This is a genomic window from Burkholderia ubonensis (genome assembly GCF_902833085.1).
GTDB classification, from domain to species: domain Bacteria; phylum Pseudomonadota; class Gammaproteobacteria; order Burkholderiales; family Burkholderiaceae; genus Burkholderia; species Burkholderia ubonensis.
On sequence record NZ_CADFEB010000006.1, the window covers coordinates 95,897 to 121,254 of the forward strand.

Below are 25,358 nucleotides of genomic sequence, written 5' to 3' on the forward strand. Positions count from 1 at the left end.
CTCCCAATGTTCATTGCTTCTTCAGGTTGCGGTACGACACGAGATCGTTGATCGGCCCGACCTCGAGCCCGCTGACGCCCGGCCGCGTCGCGACCTGCGCGACCTTCTCGAACAGGATCACGAACGGCGCGCGCGCGAGCAGGTCCTTCTGCATCGCCTGGTAGCGCTGCGCGCGTTTCGCGGCGGACGGCTCGGCCAGCGCGGCGTCGGTGTCCTTCGTGAGCTGCGGAATGTCCCAGCCGTTGCGCCAGGCCAGCATTTTATAGCTCGACCTGTCGGAATTGTCGGGATTCCACGCGAAACCCTGCGCGTTGCTGTGCGGATCGATGTAGTCGGCCGACCATTCGCCGATGTAGATGTCGTGCTGGCGCGCGCGGTATTTCGCGAGCGTCTGCTTGTTGTCGTCCGGAATCAGCTGCACCTTGACGCCCGCCTGCGCGAAATTCGCCTGGATCGCCTGCGCGATCTCGGTGTACGGATAGTCGTTGCGCACGTCCATCGTGATCGCAAAGCCGTTCGGCACGCCGGCCTTCGCGAGCAGCGCCTTCGCCTTAGCGACGTCGAGCCGGTACGGGTTCGCATCGAGCGTGCCGATGAAGCCGTCCGGCATGAAGGTCTGGTGGACCTTGTAGGTCGTCTTCACGACATGGCCCTGGATGCCCGCATAGTCGACGAGCCATTTCAGCGCTTCCTGCACGTCGGGCTTCGCGAGCGTCGGGTTCTTCGTGTTCAGGCCGAGATACAGCAGCGTCGCCTGCGGCGACGGCGCGACTTTCGCGCTGCCGGATTTCGCGACCGCCGCGAGGTCGTCGGGGCTCAGGTCGCGCGCCGCGTCGACGTCGCCGTTTTCGAGCAGCAGGCGCTGGCTGGCCGCTTCGGGCACGTGGCGCAGCACGATGCGCTTCATCGCGAGCGGCAGCCGGTAGCCGTCGAAGCGCTGCAGCACGAGGCTGTCGCCGGCCGTCCACTTGACGAGCCTGTAGGCGCCGGAACCGGCTTCGTTGGTCTTCAGCCAGCCGTTGCCGAAGTCGCTGCCTTGCTGGTGCGACAGCAGCAGCTTCTTGTCGACCACCGACGCGGGCCATGCGCCGAGCACGTTCAGCACGAAGGTCGGCGCGTATTTGCGGTCGGTCGTGACCGACACGGTCAGGTCGTCGAGCTTCTTCACGTTCGCGACCACGTTCGCCTTCGTGAGGCCGATGCCGGCCAGCACCGCGGCCGCGCCCTTGTCGAGCAGCACCGTGCGCTGGATCGACCACGCGACGTCGTCGGCCGTCAGCGGGTTGCCCGAATGGAACCCGAGGCCGGGGCGCAGCCGGAACGTGAAGGTCAGCCCGTCCGGGCTCACGGTCCACGATTGCGCGACGTCGCCGTTGAATTTCGACGGGTCGCGCAGGTCGACGCGCACCAGGCGGTCGTAGGTGTTCGCGACGTATTCCTCCGGCACCAGTTCGTAGATCTCGCCCGGATCGAGCGTCGTGAATTCGTCCAGCAGCGTGGCCATCACGAACAGGTCCTTCGGCGTTGCCGCGCATGCGGCGGACAGCGGGGCGGCGGTGAGGACGGATGCGGCGGCCAGGGTTGCCAGGGTGGCAGTGAGCCGGGATGTCAGCGGTTTCATGCGGGCTCCATCGGTTGGTGTTCAGGGGGTATGGACATTCATCTAACGAATCCAAAAAAATCGCGCCAGATGGTAAAAGCTATGGGATGCACATGAATGATAGGCGGGAAGCCGTAAGTGATTTTGCCGTGCCTCGGCGATTGTTTATTTGGTATCCAAATTGATATTCATGTTGTTCTATTCAAATAATTTAAATTCTGATGTATTTATTTTAGAGTTATGGAATTTACAAATTAATGGTTTTTAATTCGATTTATACGTGGATAATCGAATGCGCCGATCGATCGGTGATTTTCGACCGGGTCGGCAGGTGAACGAAGCGGCGGATCGCCGGTGCGCGGCCCGCCGCCTGGGGCGTGCGCATCGGTACGATCGGGATTCGCGCGGGGCGCACGTCGATCGTGTGACTCACAAGAAGGAGCAAGCGCTCATGCTGAATCCGGAAGTGATTCGACAACTGCGGCGGACGTCGGTCGACGACGCGTCCGCGATGCCCGACCTGTCGGGCCGGAAGATTCTGATGGGGTTCTGGCACAACTGGCCATCCGACGCGGGCCAGGGATACCAGGGCGGCCGGTTTGCGGAGATTGCGTTGACCGACATTCCCGAGGCCTACAACGTCGTCGCGGTCGCGTTCATGAAGGGCCACGGGATTCCGACGTTCCGGCCGTACAACGTGTCGGACGAGGAGTTTCGCCGCCAGGTCGGCGTACTGAACGCGCAGCAGCGCGCGGTGCTGATTTCGCTGGGCGGCGCGGACGCGCACATCGAGTTGCATGCCGGCCAGGAAGACGCACTCGCCGCCGAGATCATCCGCCTCGTCGAGGTGTACGGCTTCGACGGGCTCGACATCGACCTCGAGCAATCGGCGATCACCTTTGCGGATAACCAGAAGGTCATTCCGGCGGCATTGCGAATGGTCCGGGATCATTACGCGAAGGAGGGCAAGCATTTCATCATTTCGATGGCGCCGGAATTCCCGTATTTGCGGCAAAACCGCGAATATATCGCCTACCTGGATGCGCTCGACGGCTATTACGATTTTGTTGCGCCCCAGTTTTACAATCAGGGCGGCGACGGCGTCGATGTCGAGGGCGTTGGCTGGCTCGCCCAGAACAACGACGCGCGCAAAGAGGATTTTCTCTACTACCTCACCGAAAGCATCGTGTCGGGCACGCGCGGATTTGCGCGAATCCCTCACGACCGGTTCGCGATCGGCCTGCCCGCGAACCCGGACGCCGCGGCGACCGGCTACGTGATCGACGCGCAGGCGGCGATCGGCGCGTTGAAGCGGCTGGACGCGGCCGGACTCGCGATTCGCGGGCTGATGACCTGGTCCGCGAACTGGGACGACGGCGTTGACCGGGACGGCCGGCGCTACAACTGGCAATTCGCCCGTCGCTACGGTTTCCTGACGGAAGGCGGCGACCCCGGCGAACGGCCGTCCGCGCCGACCGGGCTGCGCTCGCCGGAGCAGACGCAAAACAGCGTGTCGCTCGCGTGGAATGCCGCGTCGGGCCCGCAGCCGATCGTGCGCTACACGGTCTATCGGAACGACGACCGGATCGGCGAGACGGCGACGAGAAACTACGTCGATACCGGGCTGCACGCCGGTGCCACCTATCGCTACCAGGTCAGCGCGACCGATGCGCGGGGCGAGACGTCGGAGCGCAGCGCCGTGCTGGCGGTCACGACCGAATCGGGTGAAGGACCCGGCGATTTTCCGTCGTGGCGCGAAGCGTCCTGGTACGAGCGCGGCGACGGCGTGACCTACGACGGCGCTCGGTACGTCTGCATCCAGGAGCACACGTCGAACCGGTTCTGGCTGCCGCCACTCGCTGACATGCTGTGGCTGGCGCAACCGGCTACGCGATGACGAGCGCGATTCCGCTCGCCCATGCCAACCCAATGGAGCATTCCGATATGGCCAAGTTTCGCAGCAGGCAAGTGCGTCATGGACACGTCTTTTCCCCGGAATCGCGCGCGACGTTCGCCTATCTCGACGGCAAGCTGGGGTATTACGACGTGAACAGCCTCGAAGCGGGCAAGTTCTTTCCCGCTTCGGCAGCCAATCTGACCGACCCGGTCGCGCTCACCGACATCGTCAACAACACGCCGCCCGCCGACGGTCAGCTCGCAAGCGGCGGCTTTCCCGCCGCGCTGTTTCTCGACGAGCCCGGCACGCACTGGCAGAAGCATCCGGTCAGCGCCGGCGACGTGATCGAGTTCTCGTGGAACTATTCGGCCCGCCATGCGGCGCGGCGCTGGAACTACTTCATCACGAAGCGTGACTGGGATCCGCAGCGCAAGCTCAGCCGCGACCAGTTCGAAGCGGAGCCGTTCCACCGGGCCGAGTATCTGCTTCAACCGTATTGGGAGCACGAAGACGGCCTGTGGCCTCCGGCGCCCACGACGCACGAAGTGGTGCTGCCCGAGCGCGAGGGATATCACGTCGTGCTGGCGGTGTGGGAGGTCGCCAATACGGGCAATGCGTTCTATCAGGTCGTCGACTTCGAATTCGGCGCCGGCGGCGGGCAGCGCCCGACGCCGCCGACCGGCCTGCACGCCAGCGAAATCACGACGTCGTCGATCGAATTGAGCTGGCAGCCATCGAGCGGTACGCTGCCGATCGATTTCTATTCGATCTATCGCGGTGACCGGCTGCTCGCCAAGGTCGATGCGGAGTTCACACGCTTCGTCGATCGCTCGCTCGATCCCGATACCGAATACGCGTACCACGTGCGCGCGACCGACATCGAGGGCGGGCAATCGGGCCGAAGCGAGACGCTTGCCGTTCGCACGCTGGGCGACGGCGTGGAACGCCCGCCGAAGGCGCCGACGCATCTGCATTCGATGGGCGAGACCGCGCATTCGGTGCACCTGATGTGGGGCGAATCGACGGGCAGCCATCCGATCAAGCTGTATCGCGTCTACCGCAACGGCGTGCCGGTCGGGGAGACGGCGCCGTCGCGGCTCGAACTCGTCGATACGGGCCTGACGGCGAACACCGAGTATCGCTACTTCGTCGCGGCGGTGGATTCGCGCGACTGGCTTTCGCTGCCGAGCAACGTGCTGATCGCGCGCACGACGGACGACTCCGGTGCGAGGCCCGCATGGGAGAACGGGGTGCGCTACGAGGTCGGCGACGAGGTCAGCTATCAGGCCAGCGCGTACCGGTGCCTGCAGGCGCACACGTCGAACCCCGCGTGGACGCCGGTCGAGACGATCAACGTGCTTTGGGTCGAGATTCCTGCGCGTCGTGCTGCCGTGAATTCGGCGCGTTGACGCTTCGTTGAAAGGCGACGCCCACGGCCGGCGGCATCGGGCGCGGGCGTCGCTCGACCGGCTTTTCTGTCGGTCCGGTAACGAAAGGCGGCGATCTCCGTCTGACCTCCCGAAAATGGTGCGACCACACATATTCCTGAGAGTAATATTTTCGTTATATTTCTCTTGGGAATAATTTACCTTTATGCCTGAGGGGAATATACTGGATTTATTTGCCTCGGGAATTCGCTGTGAACATCATCGTCAATACCCCCGCCCAGTTGGGCGAGATCCTGTCGTCCGCGCGCCAGGCCAAGGGCATGACGCAAGCCGAAGCAGCCGCCCGCATCGGCATCGGCCAACCGCGCCTGTCGCTGCTCGAAACCACACGCACGGCCAGCTTGTCGCTGAGCCAGCTCCTCGCGCTGACCGCGCTATACGACCTCGAGCTCGACATTCGCGCAAAGGGTGAGTGTCGCGCGGCCGACACCGAGTGGTAGCGATGGGCCGCAAGTCGCACGCACGCGCGCTGTCGATCTGGGCCAACGGACTGCGAGTCGGCGTCTGGCGCATTCCCGCGCGCGGTGACATGGAGCTGCTGTATGACGCAGGCTGGAAGCAATCGGCGGCGGGGCGGCCGTTGTCACTGTCGCTGCCGTTCGGCATCGGCGATGCGCCGCTGCGCGGCGAGCGCGTCAATCACTACTTCGACAACCTGCTGCCCGACAGCGAGGCGATCCGCCGCCGGCTCGCGACGCATTTCGGCGTGCCGACGCTCGAGCCGTTCGACCTGCTCGCGGCGCTCGGGCGCGATTGTGTCGGCGCGGTGCAACTGCTCGGCGAAGACGAGACGCCGAACGGCGTCGAGCGCATCGACGGCGCCGCATTGTCGGACGACGACGTCGCGCGACTGCTCGATCAGGCGAGCGGCGCGGCGGTCGGCGTGTGGAATGACGACGATTTTCGTCTGTCGCTCGCCGGCGTGCAGGAAAAGACCGCGCTGCTTCGTCATGACGGCAAATGGATGCGCCCGCACGGCGCGACGCCGACCACACACATCCTGAAGTTGCCGCTTGGTCTCGTCGGCAACAAGCGCGCCGACCTGACGACATCGGTCGAGAACGAATGGCTGTGCCTTGCGATCCTGCGCGCGTTCGGGCTGCCGGTGCCGGACGCGGAGATCCTGACGTTCGGCCGGCACAAGGTGCTATCGGTCACGCGCTTCGACCGGGCGCTGCATCGCGACGGGCACTGGCTGCTGCGCTTGCCGCAGGAGGATTTCTGCCAGGCGCTCGGCGTGCCGCCGCACCTGAAATACGAGGCACATGGCGGCCCCGGCGTGCCGGACCTGGTCGGCATCCTGCGGCGATCCGAAACGGCGCGCGAGGATCTCGACACGCTGTTCGCCGCATTGATCTTGTTCTGGATGCTGGCCGCGCCGGACGGCCATGCGAAGAATTTCAGCCTGCGGCTCTTGCCGGCGGGCCGCTTCCGGCTCACGCCGCTCTACGATGTGATGTCGATCTGGCCGGTTGAGGGCGATGGCGCGAACCAGTGGTCGTGGCACAAGGCGAAGCTCGCGATGGCGGTGCACGGCAAGCGCAAGCATTACGCGATGCGGGACATCACGCGACGCCATTTCAGCGCGATGGCCGAGCATTGCCTGCTCGGCGATCTTGCGACGCCGATCGTCGAGCGGCTGATCGCCGCGACGCCAAGTGTGATCGATACGGTGGGCGCGACGCTGCCGCGCAGGTTTCCGGCGAAGATCGCGGACCGCATTCTCGATGGAGTGCGGCAAGCAGCGGAGCGGCTCGACGCGATGCCGTCCGAATGACGCTTGCGCATCATCCGAATTCACGCACGCGTGACTCCACGCTCTCCGATCTCTCCATTCTCGTCATTCCCTGCGCCCGTCCGAGAAATCGGCCGGGCGACTGGGCGCACATTTGCCGCGCCGATGTATTCATTACAAACTTAAAGGTATTATTTTAAATCATGAATCAATCTTAATTATTCATTTAATTTTTTCCTCGATTTGCATTTAACTTGTGTCGCTGGCTGATCAATTCATTCGTTAATCTAAAAACGAATGATCGCCCCGTGCCGGCAATTCGATTAATTGCAGAAATGAAGAGGAAATCATGACGAATCTGTCCCGACGCAAGATGCTTGCGAATACGGCCGGCGCGGTTGCCGCGGCCGGCCTGGCCGTGACCGCGAAGGCCGCCTCGTTCGGCAATCCGGACAGCCCGCCGGAAGGCGCGGTCAATGCGCGCAATCGCCAGAGCCTGACCGATCCGGGGCCGAAAAATCCGGCATTGGCGAATCAGTTTCCGTCGTTTCAGGATCCGCCCGCGACCGATATCAACGGCATGCCGTTATTCTGGGCGTCGTTCAATAATGCGCACAAGCGCATTCAGAACGGCGGCTGGGCGCGCGAAGTCACGCAGGACGATTTCGCGATTTCGGAAACCATTTCAGGCGTCAATATGCGGCTGACGCGCGGCGGCATTCGCGAGATGCACTGGCATCAGCAGGCCGAATGGGCATTCATGCTCGACGGCCGCTGCCGGATCACCGTGCTCGACGAACAGGGGCGGCCGTCGGTGCAGGACGTGAAGACGGGCGACCTGTGGTATTTCCCGCCCGGCCTGCCGCATTCGCTGCAGGGGCTCGGCAGCGACGGCGCGGAATTCCTGCTCGCATTCGATAACGGCCGCGCGTCCGAATTCAACACGCTGCTGCTGACCGACTGGATCGCGCATACGCCGCCCGACGTGCTCGCGCGCAACTTCGGCGTGCCGGCCGACGCATTCCGGAACATTCCGCTCGACAACCTGTGGATCTTCCAGGGCGACGATCCCGGCCCGCTCGCGCAGGCGCAGCGCGCGGCCGCGTCGTCGCGCGGCGCGCCGCCGCAGCCGTTCATCTTCTCGCTCGGCGACCTGAAGCCCGTCGTGAAGACGCGCGGCGGCGAAGTGCGGATCGCGGACAGCAGCAACTTCAACGTATCGAAGACCGTCTCGGCGGCGCTCGTCACCGTGCATCCGGGCGGGATGCGCGAGCTGCACTGGCACCCGAACGCGGACGAGTGGCAGTACTACATCCAGGGCGACGCGCGCATGACGGTGTTCGACACGGGCCCGAAGGCGCAGACCGCCGATTTCCGCGCGGGCGACGTCGGCTACGTGAAGAAGAGCCTCGGGCACTACGTGCAGAACACGGGTAGCACCGATCTCGTGTTCCTGGAGATCTTCAAGTCCGAGCGCTATGCGGAAGTGTCGCTGTCCGACTGGCTCGCGCATACGCCGCCGCAGCTCGTCGAGGCGCACCTGAATCTCGCGCCCGACGTGATCGCGCAGATTCCGCGCAACCGCCCGGACGTCGTGCCCGTGTGAGCCGGCGCGGCCGGCAAGCGGCGCGCCGGTCGCCTTCGCCATCGTCAGCCTCCTTCTTTCGAATCGAACCCGACCATGCTTCCCATTTCGAGCAAACCCGCCGGCAGCCTCGCACTGCCGGGCCCGTCCACCGAACGGATCGAGCACGCGGCGCGCGCCGCCCTGGAAGGGCGCCGCACCGGCGCCGCCGCGCTGCTGCCGTTCGTCGGTCCCGCCGTGATCGCGTCGATCGGCTACATGGACCCCGGCAACTTCGCGACCAACATCCAGGCTGGCGCCGCGTACGGCTACCGGCTGCTGTGGGTCGTGCTCGCCGCGAACGCGATCGCGATGCTGTTCCAGGCGATGTCGGCGAAGCTCGGCATCGTGACCGGGCGCAATCTCGCCGAGCTGTGCCGCGAACACTTTCCGGCGCCGGTCGTATGGGGGATGTGGATCGCGTCGGAGATCGCCGCGATGGCGACCGATCTCGCCGAATTCCTCGGCGGCGCGCTTGCGTTCGGGCTGCTGTGCCATCTGTCGCTGCTCGCGGGGATGGTCGCGACCGGGTTCGCGACGGGCGCGATCCTCGCGCTGGAGAAGCGCGGGTTCCGGCCGCTGGAAGCCGCGATCGCGACGCTCGTCGGCGTGATCGGCGCCTGCTATCTGGGCGAGCTGCTGATCGCGCCGCAGGACTGGCCGGCGGCGGCGTTCCATCTCGTCGTGCCGCAGCTTCCGGATCACGCGGCGCTGACGATCGCGGTCGGCATCATCGGCGCGACGATCATGCCGCACACGCTGTACCTGCATTCCGGGCTGACGCAGGGCCGCACCGCGCCGCGCAACGACGCCGAGCGCCGCCGGCTCGTGCGCTTCTCGAATCGCGAGGTGGTCGTCGCGCTCGGCCTGGCGGGCGTCGTGAACCTCGCGATGGTGATGATGGCGGCGTCGGCGTTCCACCGGAGCGCACCGGGCATGACCGACATCGGCGATGCGTATCACACGCTGGTTCCGGTGCTCGGGCCGGCGGCGGGCGCGCTGTTCCTCGTCGCGCTGCTGACGTCGGGCGTGTCGAGCTCGGTCGTCGGGACAATGGCGGGGCAGGTCGTGATGCAGGGCTTCATCCGGCGCCGGATGCCGGTGTGGGTGCGGCGTGCGGTGACGGTCGCGCCGGCGTTCGTCGTGGTCGCGCTGGGGTGCGACGTCACGCACGCGATGGTGCTGAGCCAGGTCGTGCTGAGCTTCGTGCTGCCGATGCCGATGATCGCGCTGCTGATGCTGTCCGCGCGCGGCGACGTGATGGGCGCGCACGCGATGCGTGCGCCGCTGCGGGTGACGGCGGGCGCGGCGACGGTCGTGATCGTCGCGCTGAACGCGTATCTGGTGTGGGCGGCGCTCAATTGAGCGCGCCGCGCGCGCCGGCGTCGCCGGGCGCGCGGCGATGGGGCTTACTTCTTCAGCGTCCGGTACGACACGAGATCGTTGATCGGCCCGATTTCCGGGCCGGTGACGCCCGGCCGCGTCGCGACCTGCACGACCTTCTCGAACATGATGATGAACGGCGAGCGCGCGAGCACCGCCTTCTGCAGCGCCTCGTAGCGCTGCGCGCGCTTGGGCGGCGACGGCTCGGCCAGCGCGGCCTCGGTGTCCTTCGTCAGCTGCGGGATGTCCCAGCTGTTGCGCCACGCGAGCATCTTGGTCGTCGACTGGTCCGAATTGTCAGGATTCCACGCGAAGCCGCGCGCGTTGCTGTTCGGGTCCATGTAGTCCGGCGACCATTCGCCGATGAAGATGTCGTGCTGGCGCGCGCGATACTTGCCGATCGCCTGCTTCGCGTCGCCCGGGATCAGCTTCACCTGGATGCCGGCCTGCGCGAAGTTCGCCTGCAGCGCCTGCGCGATCTCGAGGAACGGGTAGTCGTTCGGCATGTCCATCGACACCGTGAAGCCGTTCGGCAGCCCGGCCTTCGCGAGCAGCGCCTTCGCCTTCGCGACGTCCTGCCTGTACGGGCGCGCGTTCGACGCGCCGAGAAAGCCTTCCGGCAGGAAGGTCTGGTGAACCTTGTAGCTGGCGCTGACGATGTTGCGCTGGATGCCGTCGTAGTCGACGAGCCACTTCATCGCCTCCTGCACCTCGGGCTTCGCGAGGTTCGGGTTCTTCGTGTTCAGGCTCAGGTACAGCAGCGCGGACACCGGCCACGCGGCGACCTTGATCTTGCCGGCCTTCGACAGCGCGGCGAGGCTGTCGGGGCTCAGGTTGCGCGCCGCGTCGGCGTCGCCGTTCTCGAGCAGCAGGCGCTGCGCGGACGCCTCGGGCACATGGCGCAGCACGACGCGCTGCATCGGATACGGCGTGCGGTACGCGTCGAAGCGCTGCAGCACGATGCTCTCGTTCGGCGTCCACTTGACGAGCTTGTACGGGCCGGAGCCGGCGTCGTTGGTGCGCAGCCAGCCGCTGCCGAGATCGTTGCCCTGCTGGTGCGACAGCAGCAGTTTCTTGTCGAACACGGATGCCGGGCACGCGCTCAGCACGTTGAGCACGAAGCTCGGCGCGTACTTGCGGTCGGTTTCGAGCACGACGGTCTGCGGATCGAGCGCGCGGACCTTCTGCGCGACGTTCGCCTTCGTGAGGCCGAGATCGCCGAGCACGCCCGCCGGGCCCTTGTCGAGCAGCACGGTGCGCTGCAGCGACCACGCGACGTCGTCGGCGGTCAGCGGATTGCCGGAATGGAACGTGAGGCCGGGGCGCAGCTTGAACGTGTAGGTGACGCCGTCCGCGCCGACGCTCCACGACTGCGCGATCTGCCCGTCGAAGCGCGTCGGGTCCTTCAGGTCGACGCGCACGAGCCGTTCGTAGGTGTTCGCCGCATACTCGGACGGCACGAGCTCGTAGATCACGCTCGGGTCGAGCGACGTGAACTCGGCGAGCTGCGTCGCGACGACGAAGATGCCGGGCGGCGTCGCCGCATGGGCCGGCGCCGTCGGCGCGAGCGTGATGAATGCGGTGAGCGTGGCGCTGACGAACAGCCTGGACAGCAGATGCTTCATGCGGGCTCCATCGGAAAGAGATCGTGGTGCGATTCTCTCATCGACGGACGCCCGGGTAAAAATATTCGGTGCGCGCGCGGATCGGGCGATCGCGCGCGGGTGCGGTGGATCAGATCGCGCAGCGTGCGATCGCGAAGCGCATCGCTTCCTCGGGCGGCTCGCTCGCGGTGCCGCGCACGACCTTGATGACCGAGCCGGAGCCGGACGGCGTGAGCGTGACGAAGTACGAGCGCGAGCCGACCGTGATGTCGGTCACGCCGCCGTGGTGCGAGCGCTGCACGTCCGACAGCCGGCTGTCGAGGCAGTTGGCGATCGCGTCGGCGGGGCGCTGCGACGACACGTAGATCATCGCCCCGGCGCCGGAATCGGCCGAGCCGGACGAATCGGACGTCGGCGCGGAACCGCAGGCGGCGAGCACGGCGGCGGCGGGGAGGAGTAGCAGGAATCGTTTCATGGCGGGTCGTCGGGTCTCTCGTGTCGAGGCTGGAACGCGGGGCAGGCGAAACGCGAAGCTTCGCAACGAAACCGCCCGGCATCGCGCTGCGGGGGCAGCGGATGCGGGAGGCGGTTGACGGCGAAGTATACCCGCAGGGCGCGACGCGCATGACGCGCTGAAACGATTCGAAACAACAAGCGCCCGCTGCCGCAGCGCGGCAGCGGGCGTCCGAAGTTCACCGAGGCCGGGCGCTTATTGGCCGATCTTGTTGCTGACCGCGTTTTCCTGCTGGTTCAGCACGCGCTGTTCCGGCTTGGTGAGGTGACCGCCGTTCTGGGCCGCCATGTCCCGCTCTTCCTGGCGGATCTTGTGGTCGTCGCGGTGCAGGCGCGTGGCCTGCGCGTGCGACATCTCGCCTTCCTTGACTTCGTGGTGGATGCGGCGGTTCTGGTTCGCGAGGCGCTGGTTCACCTCTTCACGGCGCGGGTGCGCTTTCTGCCACGGCGTGTCGGCGAACGCGCTGCCGGTCAGGACCGACATCAGGGTGGCGGCGATCGCGAGGTGGCGGGTGAGGGCTCGCATGGTGTGTTCTCCTGTCGTTGCGCGGAGGAATTTCCGGCGCTTGACCCAAGAACGGGCCGTGCACCATGCATGTTGACGGCCAGTTTGTATCCTTTGTGAGGGTTTATTACGCGCGCGTCAGGGGAGACGGTAGTACTTGCCCGGCGTCACTTCGTCCGGCAGCGGTTCGCCGTTCAGCTCCAGCAGCGTGCGCTCGATCTGCCGCGTGATCGCGTCGAGCGCGAGATGGTTCGGGCCGGCGCCGAACGGCTCGGCGATCGCATGGGCGATCGCGTCGAGCGCAATCAGCGTGTACGCGACGAACACCGTGACGAACGGCGTGGCGGCGCCGATCGAATCGACGAGCCCGAACGGCAGCAGCATGCAATACGCGTAGATGGTCCGGTGCAGCAGCACGTCGTACGAGAACGGGATCGGCGTCGACGCGATGCGCTCGCAGCCGCTCACCATCGCGACCAGCTCGTCGAGCCGCGCGTCGAGCATCCACAGGCGGGTGTCCGCGAGGCGGCCGGCGTCGGCGCGCGCGGCGAGCGTCGTGCGCAGCCCATGCAGGATCGCGATCGGGCGGAACTTCAGCGGCTCGACTTGCGCGTAGGTCGCGTCGTCGAGGCGCGAGCGCAGGTCGGCCGCGGCGTCGGTGCCGCGCAGCTGATGCTTGAGCGCGTACACGAACGCGACCAGCGCGAGCATGAACGCGCGGCGTTCGCCATCGGTGTCGAACACGCGGTAGGCGAGCGTCTGCGACGCGAGCGTGCGTGCGGCGGTCAGCACGCCGCCCCACAGATGCCGCGCCTCGCGATAGCGGTCGTAGCTCGCGTTGTTGCGGAACGCGGCGAAGATCGCCAGCGTGAGGCCGATCAGCGTGAACGGCGTCGGGTTCAGCGGCACCTTCTCGCCCATCACGCGACCGCCGGTCCACAGTGCGACGATGCTGATCGCCAGCGTCAGCGCGAGCTGCGGCAGGATCGTCTGCAGCACCGAGCCGTTCCAGACGAACAGCATCCGCAGCCAGTGCTCGCGGGGACGGACGATCATCGCGCGTTCTCCTTCAGGCGGCCTGCACGGCCGGCGCGGCGGCGCGGTGCAGCAGCACCGGCAGCGATTTCGACGTCGGCGTGTTGCAGACGTCGCCGACGCTGTCGAGCGGCACGAGCGGGTTCGTCTCCGGATAATACGCGCCGATGCAGCCGCGCGGAATATCGTAGGCGACGAGCAGGAAGCCGTCGGCACGCCGCTCGATGCCGTCGTGCCACACCGTCTCCATGTCGACCCATTCGCCGGCCTTCAGGCCGAGCATCGCGAGATCGTCCGGGTTGACGAACACGACGCGGCGCTGGCCGAACACGCCGCGATAGCGGTCGTCGAGCCCGTACACGGTGGTGTTGTACTGGTCGTGGGAGCGGGTCGTCATCAGCGTCATCAGGCGCTCGCCGTGCAGCGCGCGGGCGCGCTGGATCGGCGTGTCGGACGGCAGCGCGTGCGCGATGAAGTTCGCCTTGGCCGTCGGCGTCAGCCACTCGCGGTCGCGCGACGCGACGCGCAGATGGAAGCCGCCCGGCTTCGCGATGCGCGCGTTGTAGTCGTAGAAGCCGTCGAGGGTTGCCTCGATCGCGTCGCGCACCTTCGCGTAGTCATCCTTGTAGGCGAGCCAGTCGATCTTGCCGCTGCCGAACAGCGCATGGCCGATGTGCGCGACGATCGCCGTCTCCGACATCAGGAGCGGCGACGCCGGCTTGTTCATCCCGTACGACACGTGCACCATGCTCATCGAATCCTCGACGGTCACGCCTTGCGGCACGTTGTCCTGCAGGTCGATCTCGGTGCGGCCGAGCGTCGGCAGGATCAGCGCGTCGCGGCCGTGGACCAGATGGCTGCGGTTCAGCTTCGTCGTGATGTGCACGGTCAGGTCGCAGCGGCGCAGCCCCTCCCACGTGCGCGGCGTGTCGGGCGTCGCCATCGCGAAGTTGCCGCCGAGGCCGATGAACACCTTCAGGTGGCCTTCGAGCATCGCCTCGATCGTCTCGACGACGTCGTAGCCGTGCCGGCGCGGCGGCTCGAAATCGAACACCTCACCGAGCCGGTCGAGGAACGCCTGCGACGGCTTTTCCTCGATGCCGACCGTGCGGTTGCCCTGCACGTTCGAATGGCCGCGCACCGGGCACAGGCCCGCGCCGGGGCGGCCGATGTTGCCGCGCATCAGCATCAGGTTCGTCAGCATCTGCACGGTCGCGACCGAATGCTTGTGCTGCGTGAGGCCCATCCCCCACGTCGCGATCACGCGTTCGCTGCGTGCATAGAGCTGCGCGAGGCCGTCGATCTGCTCGTACGGCACGCCGCTCTCGGCGGTGAGCGCCGACCAGCTTTCCGCGCGTAGGTCGGCGGCGAACGCGTCGAAGCCGGCCGCGTGCTCCGCGATGAACGCGGTGTCGAGCACGCGCGCCGCGCCGTTCTTGCGCGCTGCGTCGTCGAGTTCGAGCACGCGCTTCGCGATGCCCTTGATCAGCGCGAAATCGCCGCCGATCGTCGGCTGGATGAACGTCGACGCGATGTCGGTGCCCGACATCGTCAGCATCTCGAGCGGGCTTTGCGGGTCCGCGAAGCGCTCCAGGCCGCGCTCCTTCAGCGGGTTGATCGACACGATCGTCGCGCCGCGCTTCGCGCATTCGCGCAGCTCGCCCATCATCCGCGGATGGTTCGTCGCCGGGTTCTGCCCGAAGATCAGCAGCGTGTCGGCCAGCTCGAAGTCGTCGAGCGTGACCGTGCCCTTGCCGACGCCGACCGACGGCGGCAGCCCCCGGCTCGTCGCCTCGTGGCACATGTTCGAGCAGTCGGGGAAGTTGTTCGTGCCGTACCGGCGCACCAGCAGCTGATACAGGAACGCCGCCTCGTTGCTCGCGCGGCCGGACGTGTAGAACGCGGCCTGGTTCGGGTCGGGCAGCGCGCGCAGATGACGGGCGATCAGCTCGAACGCGTCGTCCCACGCGACCGGCACGTAGCGGTCGGTGCGCGCGTCGTAGATCATCGGCTCGGTGAGCCGCCCGTGCTGTTCGAGCTCGTAGTCGGTCTGCTCGAGCAGCGCGGTGACCGTGTGCGCGGCGAAGAACGCCCGCGTCACGCGCTTGCCGGTCGCCTCGGCCGCGACGGCTTTCACGCCGTTCTCGCAGAACTCGAAGGTCGACGCATGCTTGCGGTCCGGCCACGCGCACCCGGGGCAGTCGAAGCCGTCCGGCTGGTTCTGGCGGAACAGCGTGCGGTAGTTGCCGCCGGCGACCTTTTCCTTGATCAGGTTGATCGTGACGGCCTTCAGCGCACCCCAGCCGGCGGCGGGATGGGTGTACGGCTCGATGCGTGGGTTGGCGGGCTTCTTTTTCATGATGCGGTGTGTCGGGGGGGAAGCGATGGACGCAGGTTACGCGCGGCCCGCCGCCTGCTGCGTGTACACCTTTTCATTCCAAAAAAGAGTACAGTTGCGGCAATCTGACGCAATGCGGTACAGAACTGTACGTGTGAAGGCAATTTGAAAGAAACCCGCGTGAAGCGCTACGACAAACTGGCCGACGATCTCGAGGCGCAGATCGACAACGGCGTCTACCGGCCGGGCGAGCGGATTCCGTCGGTGCGCCAGGCGAGCCGTCAGCACCGGCTCAGCATCACGACCGTGCTGCGCGCGTACCTGGTGCTCGAAAGCCGCGGGCTGATCGAGAGCCGCCCGCAGTCCGGCTATTTCGTGAAGGCGCGCATGGCGCAGGCGGCCGTCGCGGAGCTGCATGCGTCCACGCCGACGGCCGCGCCGTCGTCGGTGGACGTGAGCCGGCTCGTGCTGTCGACGCTGCGCTCGATCTCGCGCGACGACGCGGTGCCGCTCGGCTCGCCGTATCCGGACGCGGCGCAGTTTCCGGTGCAGCGGCTCGCGCGGCACGCGCAGACGATCGCGCGCCGGCGCACGCGCTGGGGCGTGATCGACGACCTGCCGCCCGGCAACCAGGAGCTGATCCGGCAGATCGCGCGGCGCTACCTGGAGAGCGGGATCGCGGTTGAGCGCGACGAGATCATCGTGACGATCGGCGCGACGGAAGCGATCAACCTGTGCCTGCAGGCGGTCGCGAAGCCGGGCGATACGATCGCGGTGGAATCGCCGACGTTCTACGCGATGCTGCACGCGATCGAGCGGATGGGCATGCGCGCGATCGAGGTGGCGACGCATCCGGGCGACGGGATCGATATCGATGCGCTGGCGCGGATACTCGAACGCGAGCCGATCGCCGCGTGCATGGTGATGCCGAATTTCCAGAATCCGCTCGGCTTCCTGATGCCGGATGCGCGCAAGCGCGCGCTCGTCGAGCTGCTCGCGAAGCACCGGGTGCCGGTGATCGAGAACGACGTCTATCAGGAGCTGTACTACGGCGACGCGCGGCCGAGCGCGCTGAAGTCGTTCGACCAGGACGGGCTCGTGCTGCACTGCGCGTCGTTCTCGAAGAGCCTGTCGCCCGGCTACCGGATCGGCTGGGCGATGCCGGGCCGGTATCGCGATCAGGTCGAGAAGCTGAAATTCCTGAACACGCTCGCGACGCCGGTGACCGAGCAGCTGGCGATCGCCGAATACCTGAAGCACGACGGATACGACTTCCACCTGAGGCGGATCCGCAAGCAGTACGCGCAGCAGGCGAACCTGATGAGCGCGATGGTGCGGCGCTTCTTTCCGGAGGGCACGCGGCTGTCGCAGCCGCAGGGCGGCTACGTGCTGTGGGTCGAGCTGCCGCCGCAGGTCGACGCGATGCGCCTGTACCAGCTGGCGCTCGCGCAGCGGATCACCGTCGGGCCCGGGCACATGTTCTCGACCAGCGGCGACTACCGGCACTTCATCCGCCTGAACTACAGCTATCCGTGGTCGGCGCAGATCGAGCAGGCGCTGAAGGTGCTCGGGCGGCTGGCCGGGGAGTGCGCGAAAGCGTGAGCGCGCGCCGGCCGGGTTCGGCCGGCGCGGCGCGGGCGTCAGGCGGCCGGCGCGGCGTCCCGCTGCATCTGCGCGCCGGCCGCGCGCGGCGAGGCCGCCGTCATCTGCCGCATGTCGAACCCCGACGGGTGCTGGTACACGCGCAGCCCGAACTCCGGCAGCACCGCGATCAGGTGATCGAACAGGTCTGACTGGATCGACTCGTAATCGACCCAAGTCGTCGTGTCGGTGAAGCAGTACAGCTCGAGCGGAATGCCTTCGGCGGTCAGCGGCAGCTGCCGCGCCATGCAGGTCATGTCGCGACGGATGCGCGGATGCCGCGCGAGATAGCTCGCCACATACGCGCGGAACGTGCCGAGGTTCGTCAGCTGGCGGCGGTTCGCCGCGCATGCGCCGTCCGCGCCGAGCGCGCCGTTCCATTGCGCGAGCGTGTCGGCCTTTTCCCCGAGATAGTCCTTCAGCAGCGTCAGGCGTTCGAGCCGCGCGATCTCGCCGGCGTCGAGGAAGCGCACGCTCGTCGCGTCGATGAACAGCGCGCGCTTGACGCGGCGCCCGCCGGCCTCGGTCATCCCGCGCCAGTTCTGGTAGCTCTCGTTGATCAGCTTCCAGGTCGGCACCGTGATGATCGTGTGATCGAAGTTCGCGATCTTGACGGTGTTGAGCGTGATGTCGATCACCGTGCCGTCCGCGCCGGCGGACGGCATCGTGATCCAGTCGCCGATCCGCAGCATGTCGTTCGACGACAGCTGCACGCCCGCGACGAGGCCGAGCAGCGTGTCCTTGAAGATCAGCATCAGCACGGCCGACATCGCGCCGATCCCCGACAGCAGCAGGCCGATCTGCTTGCCGGTCGCTTCGCCGATCACGACGAGCGCGGCGGTGATGAACATCACGAGCTTGACGAGCTGCATCGCGCCCTTCAGCGACAGGCGCGGCTGGTCGCGCCGGCTCGACCGATACGTGTGCTCGAGCGCGGACAGCGTCGCGCTGATCGTCATCGTGACGAGGAACGCGATCAGCGCGAACAGCACCTTGTCGACGATCAGCGTGACCGTCGCCGGCACGCCGGGCACCATGCCGAGGCCGAACTTGATCACGACGAACGGGACGATGCGGGCGAGCCATTTGAACGCGCCGAACTCGAACAGCGCGTCGTCGACGCGGGTGGCGGAGAGCCGGGCGAGCCGCGCGACCACGCGGAACAGCAGGAAATGGACGGCGGCCGCAGCCGCGCAGGATACGGTCAGCAGGACGAGGGAGCCGACGAGCGGCGCATACCAGAGGTCATTCACGGTCATGGGGTGGGGCAGGTTCCTTTCAAGCGTTGATTCGACGCCGCGTCGCGGCGTGCGCCCGGATTGTAGGGCACCTGTAAGGGACAGCTTTCGTGCGGCGGGGTTCCTGAACGGGGGCGCGCCGTTGGTTGCGCGCGCACTTGCCAGCGGCTGCCCGCCCGGGGCACGATGCGCTGAAGACCCGGCACGGACACGATTCAACGCATGAGCGATTCAAACGGCAGTTCGTCGTCAGGCGTAAGCCTGCTCAAAGGCATTCTCCCGATCAAGCGCGGCGCGGCGATCCGTGACGTGCTCGGCGGCATCTCGCTGGCATTCATGGATATCCCGCAGGTGCTCGGCTATGCGCGCATCGCCGGGATGCCCGCGGTGACGGGCCTGTATACGGTGTTCCTGCCGCTCGTCGCGTTCGCGATCTTCGGCGCGTCGCGTCACCTGGTGGTCGCCGCCGATTCCGCCACCGCGACCATTTTCGCGAGCCGCGTGTCGGCGATGGCGCCGCTCGGCAGCGCCGAATACGTGACGCTGGCGGCGATGGTCGCGCTGCTGACCGCCGCGATGCTGCTGCTCGCGCGCATCTTCAGGCTCGGGTTTCTCGCCGATTTCCTGTCGCGCACCGTGCTGGTCGGCTTCCTGGCCGGCGTCGGCGTGCAGTTGTCGATCGCGATGCTCGGCGACATGCTCGGCATGGCCGTGCCGGCGCCGTCGTCGCGCAGCGTCGCCCAGCTGGAGTACGTCGTCACGCATCTTGCGCGCACGCATTTGCCGACGCTCGCGCTCGCGGCGCTGGTGGCCGGCGCGATACTCGGCTGCAAGCGGGTGCTGCCGCGCGTACCGATGCCGATGATCACGGTGGCGGGCAGCATCGCGGCGAGCCGCGCGTTCGACTTCTCCGCGCACGGCGTGGCGGTGCTCGGGCCGGTCGCGGGCGGCTTGCCGGCGCTGCGCGTTCCGGCCGTCACGTGGCAGCAGCTGCTCGATCTCGTGCCGGTGGCGGCCTCGTGCTTCGTGATGATCATCGCGCAAAGCGCGGCGGCGGCGCGCGTGTTCGCGCAGCAGTATCGCGAGGCGGTCGACACCGACGCCGACATCCTCGGCCTCGCCGCGGCGAATGCGGCCGCCGCGTTCAGCGGCGCGTTCGTGGTGAACGGCAGCCCGACGCAGACGGCGATGGCCGACGGCGCGGGCACGCGCAGCCAGGTCGGGCAGCTCGCGTTCGCCGCGGTGGTGGTCGTGGTGCTGCTGTTCCTGAGCCCGCTGCTGCAGTACCTGCCGCACGGCGTGCTGGCGGCCATCGTGTTTACGATCGCGCTCGGGCTGATCAACGTGCAGAGCCTGCGCGCGATCCGCCGCGAGAGCCCGGGCGAATTCGCGCTCGCGCTCGTGACGGCCGCGGCGGTCGTGATGATCGGCGTCGAGCAGGGCATCCTGCTGGCCGTTGCGCTGTCGCTGATGCGGCACGTGCGGCACAGCTACCGGCCACATACGATGGTGCTGGAGCCGGCGGCCGGCGACGGGCGGTGGCTGCCCGTGCCGGCCCGGCCGGGCGCGATGACGGCGCCGGGGCTGATCGTCTACCGCTTCGGCTCGGACCTGTTCTACGCGAACGATCACCGGTTTGCCGAGGAAGTGGCCGCGCTCGTCGACGCGGCGCCGGTCGCGCCGCGCTGGTTCATCATCGATGCGGGGGCGATTACCGATGTCGACTATTCGGCGGCGCGCACGGTGAGCGACCTGGTCCGGAGCCTGCGCGCGCGCGGGATCGGCGTGATCTTCGGCCGGGTGAACCGCTATCTGCGCGCGGACATGGAGCGGCACGGGATCGCGGCGATCGTCGGCGCGTCATGCATCTTCGCGACGCTGCACGAGGCGCTCGCGGCCGCGGGCGTGCAGCCGGAAGCGCACGAGCCGGGGAGTCTGTAGCCGCGCGGCGCCGGCTTACTCCGGATATTCGTCGACGATCCTGATGTTCGCGAGCCGGAAGATCGTGCGCAGCGTCTGCGGATGGATGTCCCGGCGCGCCGCGAGCGACGACAGGATGAAGTCCAGCACCTTCGCATACCTGAGCAGCACGAGACTGTTCTCGAGATTGGCCTGGCCGTCGCGCATGCGCTCGGCGATCTGCAGCATCTGGGTCGACAGCGCGAGCGCCATGTCGAGCTCCATCCACTGCTTTTCGGTCCAGCCGGGTTTCGGTTGCTCGAGCAACCGGTTCAGGAACGCCTGGAATTGAGCGTCTGACTGGTTCGGCAACGCATCCATGATTGACCCCGTTTTGCGGTTCGGCGAGCGTGTCCCTGGACAGGCCCGGCGGTTTTCACTTATCCGCGCCGATCGGCGGCGCGGTGCTCGTTCTCGTGTCGGACGGGATGCAGAATCCGTACCAGCGCCGAAAGGAGCGCATGCGAAGCGTCGCGGCCGAGCATCGGCGACGGCCGCCGAAGCTTGCCGGCCGGTGGATCGGGCGGCGATGCGGCGCGCACCCCGGCGCGCGCCGGCATCGTGCCGCCGCGGCCCGCATGCCGGGGCGACGGCGAAATCGTTCATGGATGTAACGTAACGGCGGGAACATCGCGCGCGGCTTCCGGTGAGGTGAGCTTGCGCACGCCTCTTTGCCGGACCATTCGCCGCGCCCAGTCTCTTTTCTCATCCGGACCGGACCGAACACGGGCGGCGCTTTCCGGCTGCGCGCGCGTCGGGAGCAGGGTGTTCGCGCCTGTCGGGGCGGTGCAGGAAAACGGGGCGGCCGCAAGCGCTGAGCCGTGACCGGACGAGCAAAAGGTTTCAGTCCTGAACGCTTTTCCGGCGCGATGCCGGCAACGGCGGCGCCGCACCGTCCGGAACGACGCGCGGCAAAAACTGTCTATCAATCTTATTGCCCTTGGTCCGAGGGGATGCAAAATGGCTGCCATGCAATCCGGGGCAACGCCCCTCTCCGACGAGGAGTCCCGGCGCCAATTGCGCCGCGCGGTCATCGCCAGCACGGTCGGCACGACGATCGAATGGTATGACTTCTTCCTCTACAGCACGGTGACCGGCCTGGTCTTCGCGAAGCTGTACTTCCCCCAATCGCACCCGCTCGTCGGCACGCTGCAGGCGTTCCTGATCTACGCGGTCGGCTTCGTCGCACGGCCGGTCGGCGCGGCGATCTTCGGCCACTACGGCGACCGCATCGGACGCAAGGCCACGCTGATCGTCACGCTGCTGCTGATGGGGCTCGCCACCTTCGCCGTGGCCTTCGTGCCGACCTATGCGGTGATCGGCATCTGGGGCGCCATCGCGCTCACGGTGCTGCGTTTCATTCAAGGCGTGGGCGTCGGCGGCGAGTGGGGCGGCTCGGTGCTGATGTCGATGGAATGGGCGCGCACCAACGCGCATCGCGGCTTCGTCGCCGCGTGGCCGCAGTTCGGCGTGCCGGCGGGGCTGTTCCTCGCGAATCTCGCCGTGCTGGCGATGAGCTGGATTTCCGGCAGCGCGTTCCTCACGTGGGGCTGGCGCGTGCCGTTCCTCCTCAGCATCGTGCTGGTCGCGATCGGCCTCTACATCCGCCTGAACATTCTCGAGACGCCGATCTTCGCGCGGCTCCTGTCCGAGAACCGCATCGAGAAGGCGCCGATGCTCGAGGTGCTGCGCCGGCAGCCGAAGGACATCCTGCTGTCGGCGTTCGCCCGCATGGCCGAACAGGCGCCGTTCTACATCTTCACGGCCTTCGTGTTCACCTACGGCGTGTCGACGCTCGGCGCGTCGCGCAACCTGCTGCTGATCGCGGTGCTGGCGGCGTCCGTGCTGGAGTTCGTCACGATCCCGCTGTTCGGGCACGTGTCCGACCTGATCGGCCGGCGGAAGATGTACGTGATCGGGGCCGCGGTCGCCGGTGTGTTCGGCTTCGTTTACTTCGCGATGGTCGATACGAAGAACTCCGTGCTGATCTTTGCGGCCATCGTGCTGTCGCTGGTGCCGCATTCGATGATGTACGGTCCGCAGGCCGCGCTGATCGCCGAGTCGTTCACCGGGCGGCTGCGCTACAGCGGCGCGTCGATGGGCTACCAGCTCGCATCGGTCATCGCCGGCGGACCGGCGCCGCTGATCGCGACCGCGCTGTTCGCCTATTACCACTCGGGCTATGCGATCGCGGCGTATGTGCTGGCGTGCGCGGTGATCAGCGTGATCGCGGCGTCGCGGCTCGGGGATTACACGAACAAGGACATCTCGCGGGAATACGACGACGCGGGCGGCATCGGCGACCATGGGCACGCGCCGCCGGTGACGTGACGCTGCTTGTCGCCCGGCGCGGCGCAGGAAAGCTCCTATGCTTTGAACACCCCATGCGGGGTTTCAATCACGGAGGTGACCATGCGCATGCTTCTCAACATACGAATTCCCCACGAGCCGTTCAATGGTCTGGTGCGAAACGGCAGCGTCGGCGAAGTGATTGCGCGAATCCTCGAGGAGACCAAACCGGAGGCTGCTTACTTCACCGAGCAGGACGGCACGCGCGGCGCCGTGCTGATCGTCGATCTCGACGACCCGTCACGGATTCCGGCGCTCGCGGAGCCGTGGTTCCTGATGTTCAACGCGGATTGCGAGTTTCGCGTGGTGATGCTCCCGGCCGACCTCGACCGGGCAGGGCTCGCGAGCCTCGGCTCGAAGTGGAAGTAACGAACGGTGCGGGTCGCGCCGGCCCGCACGATCGCGGCCGAACGTTCAGCGCGATTCGGCCGGCGCGCTTGCGGCCGCGTGCCGGCCGGCAGCGTCGGACCATAGCGGCAAGCGGAGCGACATCACGAAGGTCAGTGCGTGCAGCGCGCACAACAGCGCGAACGCCGATGCATACGCAAGCGCGCCGGCGTCGCCGGCAGGCGTCGACTGCAGCCGCCATGCGAGAAACAGCGAGCACAGCGTCGTGAACACCGGGCCGCCGAGACGCTGGACGATGTTGAGCGACGTCGTCGCCATCGGCAGGTCGCGCCGGTCGATCGACGCGTACGCCGCGGTCAGCGAAGGCGTGCCGACCGCGCTCTGGCCCATGCCGCGCAGGAACAGCGCGGGTATCAGCACGGCCGGGTCGAGCCCGCGAACGGCGAGCCACACGAACGGCAGCGTGGCGAGCAGCGCCAGCAACGCACCGCCGGCGGACACGCGGCGCACGCCGAACCGGCTCGTCAACGCGCCCATCGACGGATACGTGACCAGCATGCCGAGGCCGAGCGGCGCGAGCAGCCAGCCCATCTCGCCCGGCGAACGTCCGCATGCGTCGATCAGGAACACGGGAATCAGCATCTGGCCGGCGTACAGCGCGCCGTTCGACACGAACTGCGTGCCGGCGGCGGCGCTGAACACCTTGCCGCGAAACAGCTGCAGGTCGATCAGCGCATGCGCGCCCTTGCGCCGCTGCACGCGGAGAAACGCCGCGAGCAGCGCGACCGACGCGGCGATCGCCGCGACGCCGACGCCAACGCCAACGCCGATCCGCTCGGCGCCGTACAGGAACAGCACGAGCCCCGGCGACAGCAGCGCGAGACCGAGCCAGTCCAGCTCGCGCCGCAGCGTGTCGTCCCGATCGCTCGGCAGGAAACGCGCGGCGAGCACGAGCGCCAGCGCACCGACCGGCAGGTTCACGAGAAAGAGCCAGCGCCACGACGCATGCTGCAGGAGCGCGCCGGCGATGACCGGCCCGAGGATCGGCGCGATCAGCACCGGCACGGCGGCGTAGCCGACGACGCGCGCCATCTGCTTGCCCGCGACGCGCGCGATCATCATCTGCGCCATCGGCGCGAGCAATCCGCCGCTCACGCCCTGCAGCACGCGAAACGCGATCAGCGACGGCGCCGACCACGCGAATGCGCATAGTGCCGACGACAGCGTGAACGCGGAAAAGCACCACAGATAAAGCGCCTTCGCGCCGATGCGGTCGACCAGCCAGCCGTTCAGCGGCAGGACCAGCGTGAGGGCGAGCAGATAGCCGCTCGTTACCCACTGGATCACGGATAGCGGCGCATGCAGGTCCGTCGCGAGACTGGACAGCGAGACGTTGACGATCGTCGCGTCGAGCTGCGCGAGGAGCGAGCCCAGCACCGCGACCGCGCTGACCTTCCAGACCGACGGATCGAGCCGGTCGGCGGCGCGCGCGCCGCCGCCGTTCAACCCCGTGCCGCGTTCACGCATCGAGCACGCCGAGCAGGGCGATGACTTCCTGCGTGGACGCGGTCTCGCCGAGCCGCGGAAAAATCCGTGTGATGCTGTTGGCATGCGCATCGGCGTTCAGGTCCGTCATCGCATCGACGGCGAGCGTCACGTTGTAGCCGAGCTCGAACGCCTGGCGTGCGGTGGATTCGACGCCGATGCTCGTCGCGATGCCGGCCACCACGACCTGCGTCACGCCGGCGGCCTTCAGGTGCGCGTCGAGACCGGTGCCGGTAAACGCGCCCCAGGTCCGCTTCGTCACGACGTGATCGTGCGGCTGCGGTTGCAGCTCAGGCACGAGCTCGGTCCAGTCCGGCGGCAGCGGCCCCTTGGGGCCGGGCTGCGCGGTGCGGCCCGGCGCGCCGCCGGCCACGTTCACGAGCACGACCGGCAGGCCGCGCCGGCGAAACGCGTCGGCCAGATCGGCGGCGCGCCGGATCACGCCGGCGCTCGGGTGTGCGGTGGGGAGGGCGGCGATCCCTTTCTGCAGGTCGATGACGATCAGTGCGGATTTCGGATCGAGGACGGTGGCGCTCATGAGGACTCCCATTGGTTCGAAGGAAACATCGCGGAACGCGCAGGCAACGGGCGCGCCG

Annotated in this window: 20 protein-coding genes; 10 read left to right on the forward strand and 10 right to left on the reverse strand. The window is 67.3% G+C overall.

The window, feature by feature from the left end:
- Positions 1-10: 10 nt before the first annotated feature.
- The gene (locus HWX31_RS17720) at positions 11-1,621 is read right to left on the reverse strand and encodes an ABC transporter substrate-binding protein (protein WP_174959768.1); all 1,611 of its coding nucleotides are present in this window, start codon (positions 1,619-1,621) and stop codon (positions 11-13) included.
- Between the two features lie 430 nt (positions 1,622-2,051).
- Between HWX31_RS17720 and HWX31_RS17725 the strand changes: the two genes are divergently transcribed.
- The 6 genes from HWX31_RS17725 to HWX31_RS17750 all read left to right on the forward strand — a co-directional run bounded on the left by HWX31_RS17725 (position 2,052) and on the right by HWX31_RS17750 (position 9,669).
- On the forward strand, positions 2,052-3,497 hold the full coding sequence (locus tag HWX31_RS17725) for a glycosyl hydrolase family 18 protein (protein WP_174959766.1): 1,446 nt from the start codon (positions 2,052-2,054) through the stop codon (positions 3,495-3,497).
- A gap of 47 nt (positions 3,498-3,544) precedes the next feature.
- Positions 3,545-4,906, forward strand: coding sequence for a lytic polysaccharide monooxygenase (locus HWX31_RS17730; RefSeq protein ID WP_174959763.1), 1,362 nt, complete (start codon positions 3,545-3,547; stop codon positions 4,904-4,906).
- A 230-nt stretch (positions 4,907-5,136) separates the two neighbouring features.
- Positions 5,137-5,385 (forward strand): helix-turn-helix transcriptional regulator, encoded by a 249-nt coding sequence (locus HWX31_RS17735; protein ID WP_174959761.1) that lies wholly within the window; start codon positions 5,137-5,139, stop codon positions 5,383-5,385.
- 2 nt (positions 5,386-5,387) lie between these two features.
- Positions 5,388-6,722, forward strand: coding sequence for a type II toxin-antitoxin system HipA family toxin (locus HWX31_RS17740; protein ID WP_174959755.1), 1,335 nt, complete (start codon positions 5,388-5,390; stop codon positions 6,720-6,722).
- Positions 6,723-7,029: 307 nt separating this feature from the next.
- A complete protein-coding gene (locus HWX31_RS17745) occupies positions 7,030-8,286 on the forward strand; it encodes an oxalate decarboxylase family bicupin (RefSeq protein WP_174959753.1) in 1,257 nt (418 codons plus the stop codon).
- A 75-nt stretch (positions 8,287-8,361) separates the two neighbouring features.
- Complete coding sequence (locus HWX31_RS17750; RefSeq protein WP_174959751.1) at positions 8,362-9,669, forward strand: Nramp family divalent metal transporter; 1,308 nt, start codon at positions 8,362-8,364, stop codon at positions 9,667-9,669.
- A gap of 44 nt (positions 9,670-9,713) precedes the next feature.
- On the opposite strand, the gene HWX31_RS17755 is transcribed toward HWX31_RS17750, so the two are convergent.
- The 5 genes from HWX31_RS17755 to HWX31_RS17775 all read right to left on the reverse strand — a co-directional run bounded on the left by HWX31_RS17755 (position 9,714) and on the right by HWX31_RS17775 (position 15,703).
- Positions 9,714-11,312: an ABC transporter substrate-binding protein gene (locus tag HWX31_RS17755; protein ID WP_059650987.1), complete on the reverse strand. Its 1,599-nt coding sequence runs from the start codon at positions 11,310-11,312 to the stop codon at positions 9,714-9,716.
- A gap of 109 nt (positions 11,313-11,421) precedes the next feature.
- The gene (locus HWX31_RS17760) at positions 11,422-11,766 is read right to left on the reverse strand and encodes a hypothetical protein (protein WP_059637721.1); all 345 of its coding nucleotides are present in this window, start codon (positions 11,764-11,766) and stop codon (positions 11,422-11,424) included.
- A 234-nt stretch (positions 11,767-12,000) separates the two neighbouring features.
- Complete coding sequence (locus tag HWX31_RS17765; RefSeq protein WP_174959749.1) at positions 12,001-12,330, reverse strand: hypothetical protein; 330 nt, start codon at positions 12,328-12,330, stop codon at positions 12,001-12,003.
- 117 nt (positions 12,331-12,447) lie between these two features.
- A complete protein-coding gene (locus HWX31_RS17770) occupies positions 12,448-13,365 on the reverse strand; it encodes a bestrophin family protein (protein ID WP_059650990.1) in 918 nt (305 codons plus the stop codon).
- Positions 13,366-13,378: 13 nt separating this feature from the next.
- Positions 13,379-15,703 (reverse strand): FdhF/YdeP family oxidoreductase, encoded by a 2,325-nt coding sequence (locus tag HWX31_RS17775; protein ID WP_174959748.1) that lies wholly within the window; start codon positions 15,701-15,703, stop codon positions 13,379-13,381.
- A gap of 159 nt (positions 15,704-15,862) precedes the next feature.
- Here HWX31_RS17775 and HWX31_RS17780 point away from each other — a divergent pair, with 159 nt between their 5' ends.
- On the forward strand, positions 15,863-17,284 hold the full coding sequence (locus tag HWX31_RS17780) for an aminotransferase-like domain-containing protein (protein WP_174959746.1): 1,422 nt from the start codon (positions 15,863-15,865) through the stop codon (positions 17,282-17,284).
- A gap of 38 nt (positions 17,285-17,322) precedes the next feature.
- Here HWX31_RS17780 and HWX31_RS17785 read toward each other — a convergent pair whose 3' ends face one another.
- Complete coding sequence (locus HWX31_RS17785; protein ID WP_174959744.1) at positions 17,323-18,582, reverse strand: mechanosensitive ion channel family protein; 1,260 nt, start codon at positions 18,580-18,582, stop codon at positions 17,323-17,325.
- Between the two features lie 201 nt (positions 18,583-18,783).
- Between HWX31_RS17785 and HWX31_RS17790 the strand changes: the two genes are divergently transcribed.
- Entirely contained in the window at positions 18,784-20,502 is a 1,719-nt protein-coding gene (locus HWX31_RS17790) for a SulP family inorganic anion transporter (RefSeq protein WP_174959742.1), read from the forward strand.
- 15 nt (positions 20,503-20,517) lie between these two features.
- Here HWX31_RS17790 and HWX31_RS17795 read toward each other — a convergent pair whose 3' ends face one another.
- Positions 20,518-20,841, reverse strand: coding sequence for a hypothetical protein (locus HWX31_RS17795; RefSeq protein ID WP_059637732.1), 324 nt, complete (start codon positions 20,839-20,841; stop codon positions 20,518-20,520).
- 639 nt (positions 20,842-21,480) lie between these two features.
- Between HWX31_RS17795 and HWX31_RS17800 the strand changes: the two genes are divergently transcribed.
- A complete protein-coding gene (locus HWX31_RS17800; RefSeq protein ID WP_174959740.1) occupies positions 21,481-22,851 on the forward strand; it encodes an MFS transporter in 1,371 nt (456 codons plus the stop codon).
- A gap of 81 nt (positions 22,852-22,932) precedes the next feature.
- Positions 22,933-23,238: a hypothetical protein gene (locus HWX31_RS17805; RefSeq protein ID WP_059483886.1), complete on the forward strand. Its 306-nt coding sequence runs from the start codon at positions 22,933-22,935 to the stop codon at positions 23,236-23,238.
- 45 nt (positions 23,239-23,283) lie between these two features.
- Here the strand turns inward: HWX31_RS17805 and HWX31_RS17810 are convergent, their stop codons facing one another.
- Together HWX31_RS17810 and HWX31_RS17815 are read right to left on the reverse strand one after the other, a co-directional pair.
- The gene (locus tag HWX31_RS17810) at positions 23,284-24,744 is read right to left on the reverse strand and encodes a DHA2 family efflux MFS transporter permease subunit (protein ID WP_174959738.1); all 1,461 of its coding nucleotides are present in this window, start codon (positions 24,742-24,744) and stop codon (positions 23,284-23,286) included.
- The gene (locus tag HWX31_RS17815) at positions 24,737-25,300 is read right to left on the reverse strand and encodes an isochorismatase family protein (RefSeq protein ID WP_174959736.1); all 564 of its coding nucleotides are present in this window, start codon (positions 25,298-25,300) and stop codon (positions 24,737-24,739) included. The genes HWX31_RS17810 and HWX31_RS17815 overlap by 8 nt, the downstream gene beginning before the upstream one ends.
- Positions 25,301-25,358 lie beyond the last annotated feature (58 nt).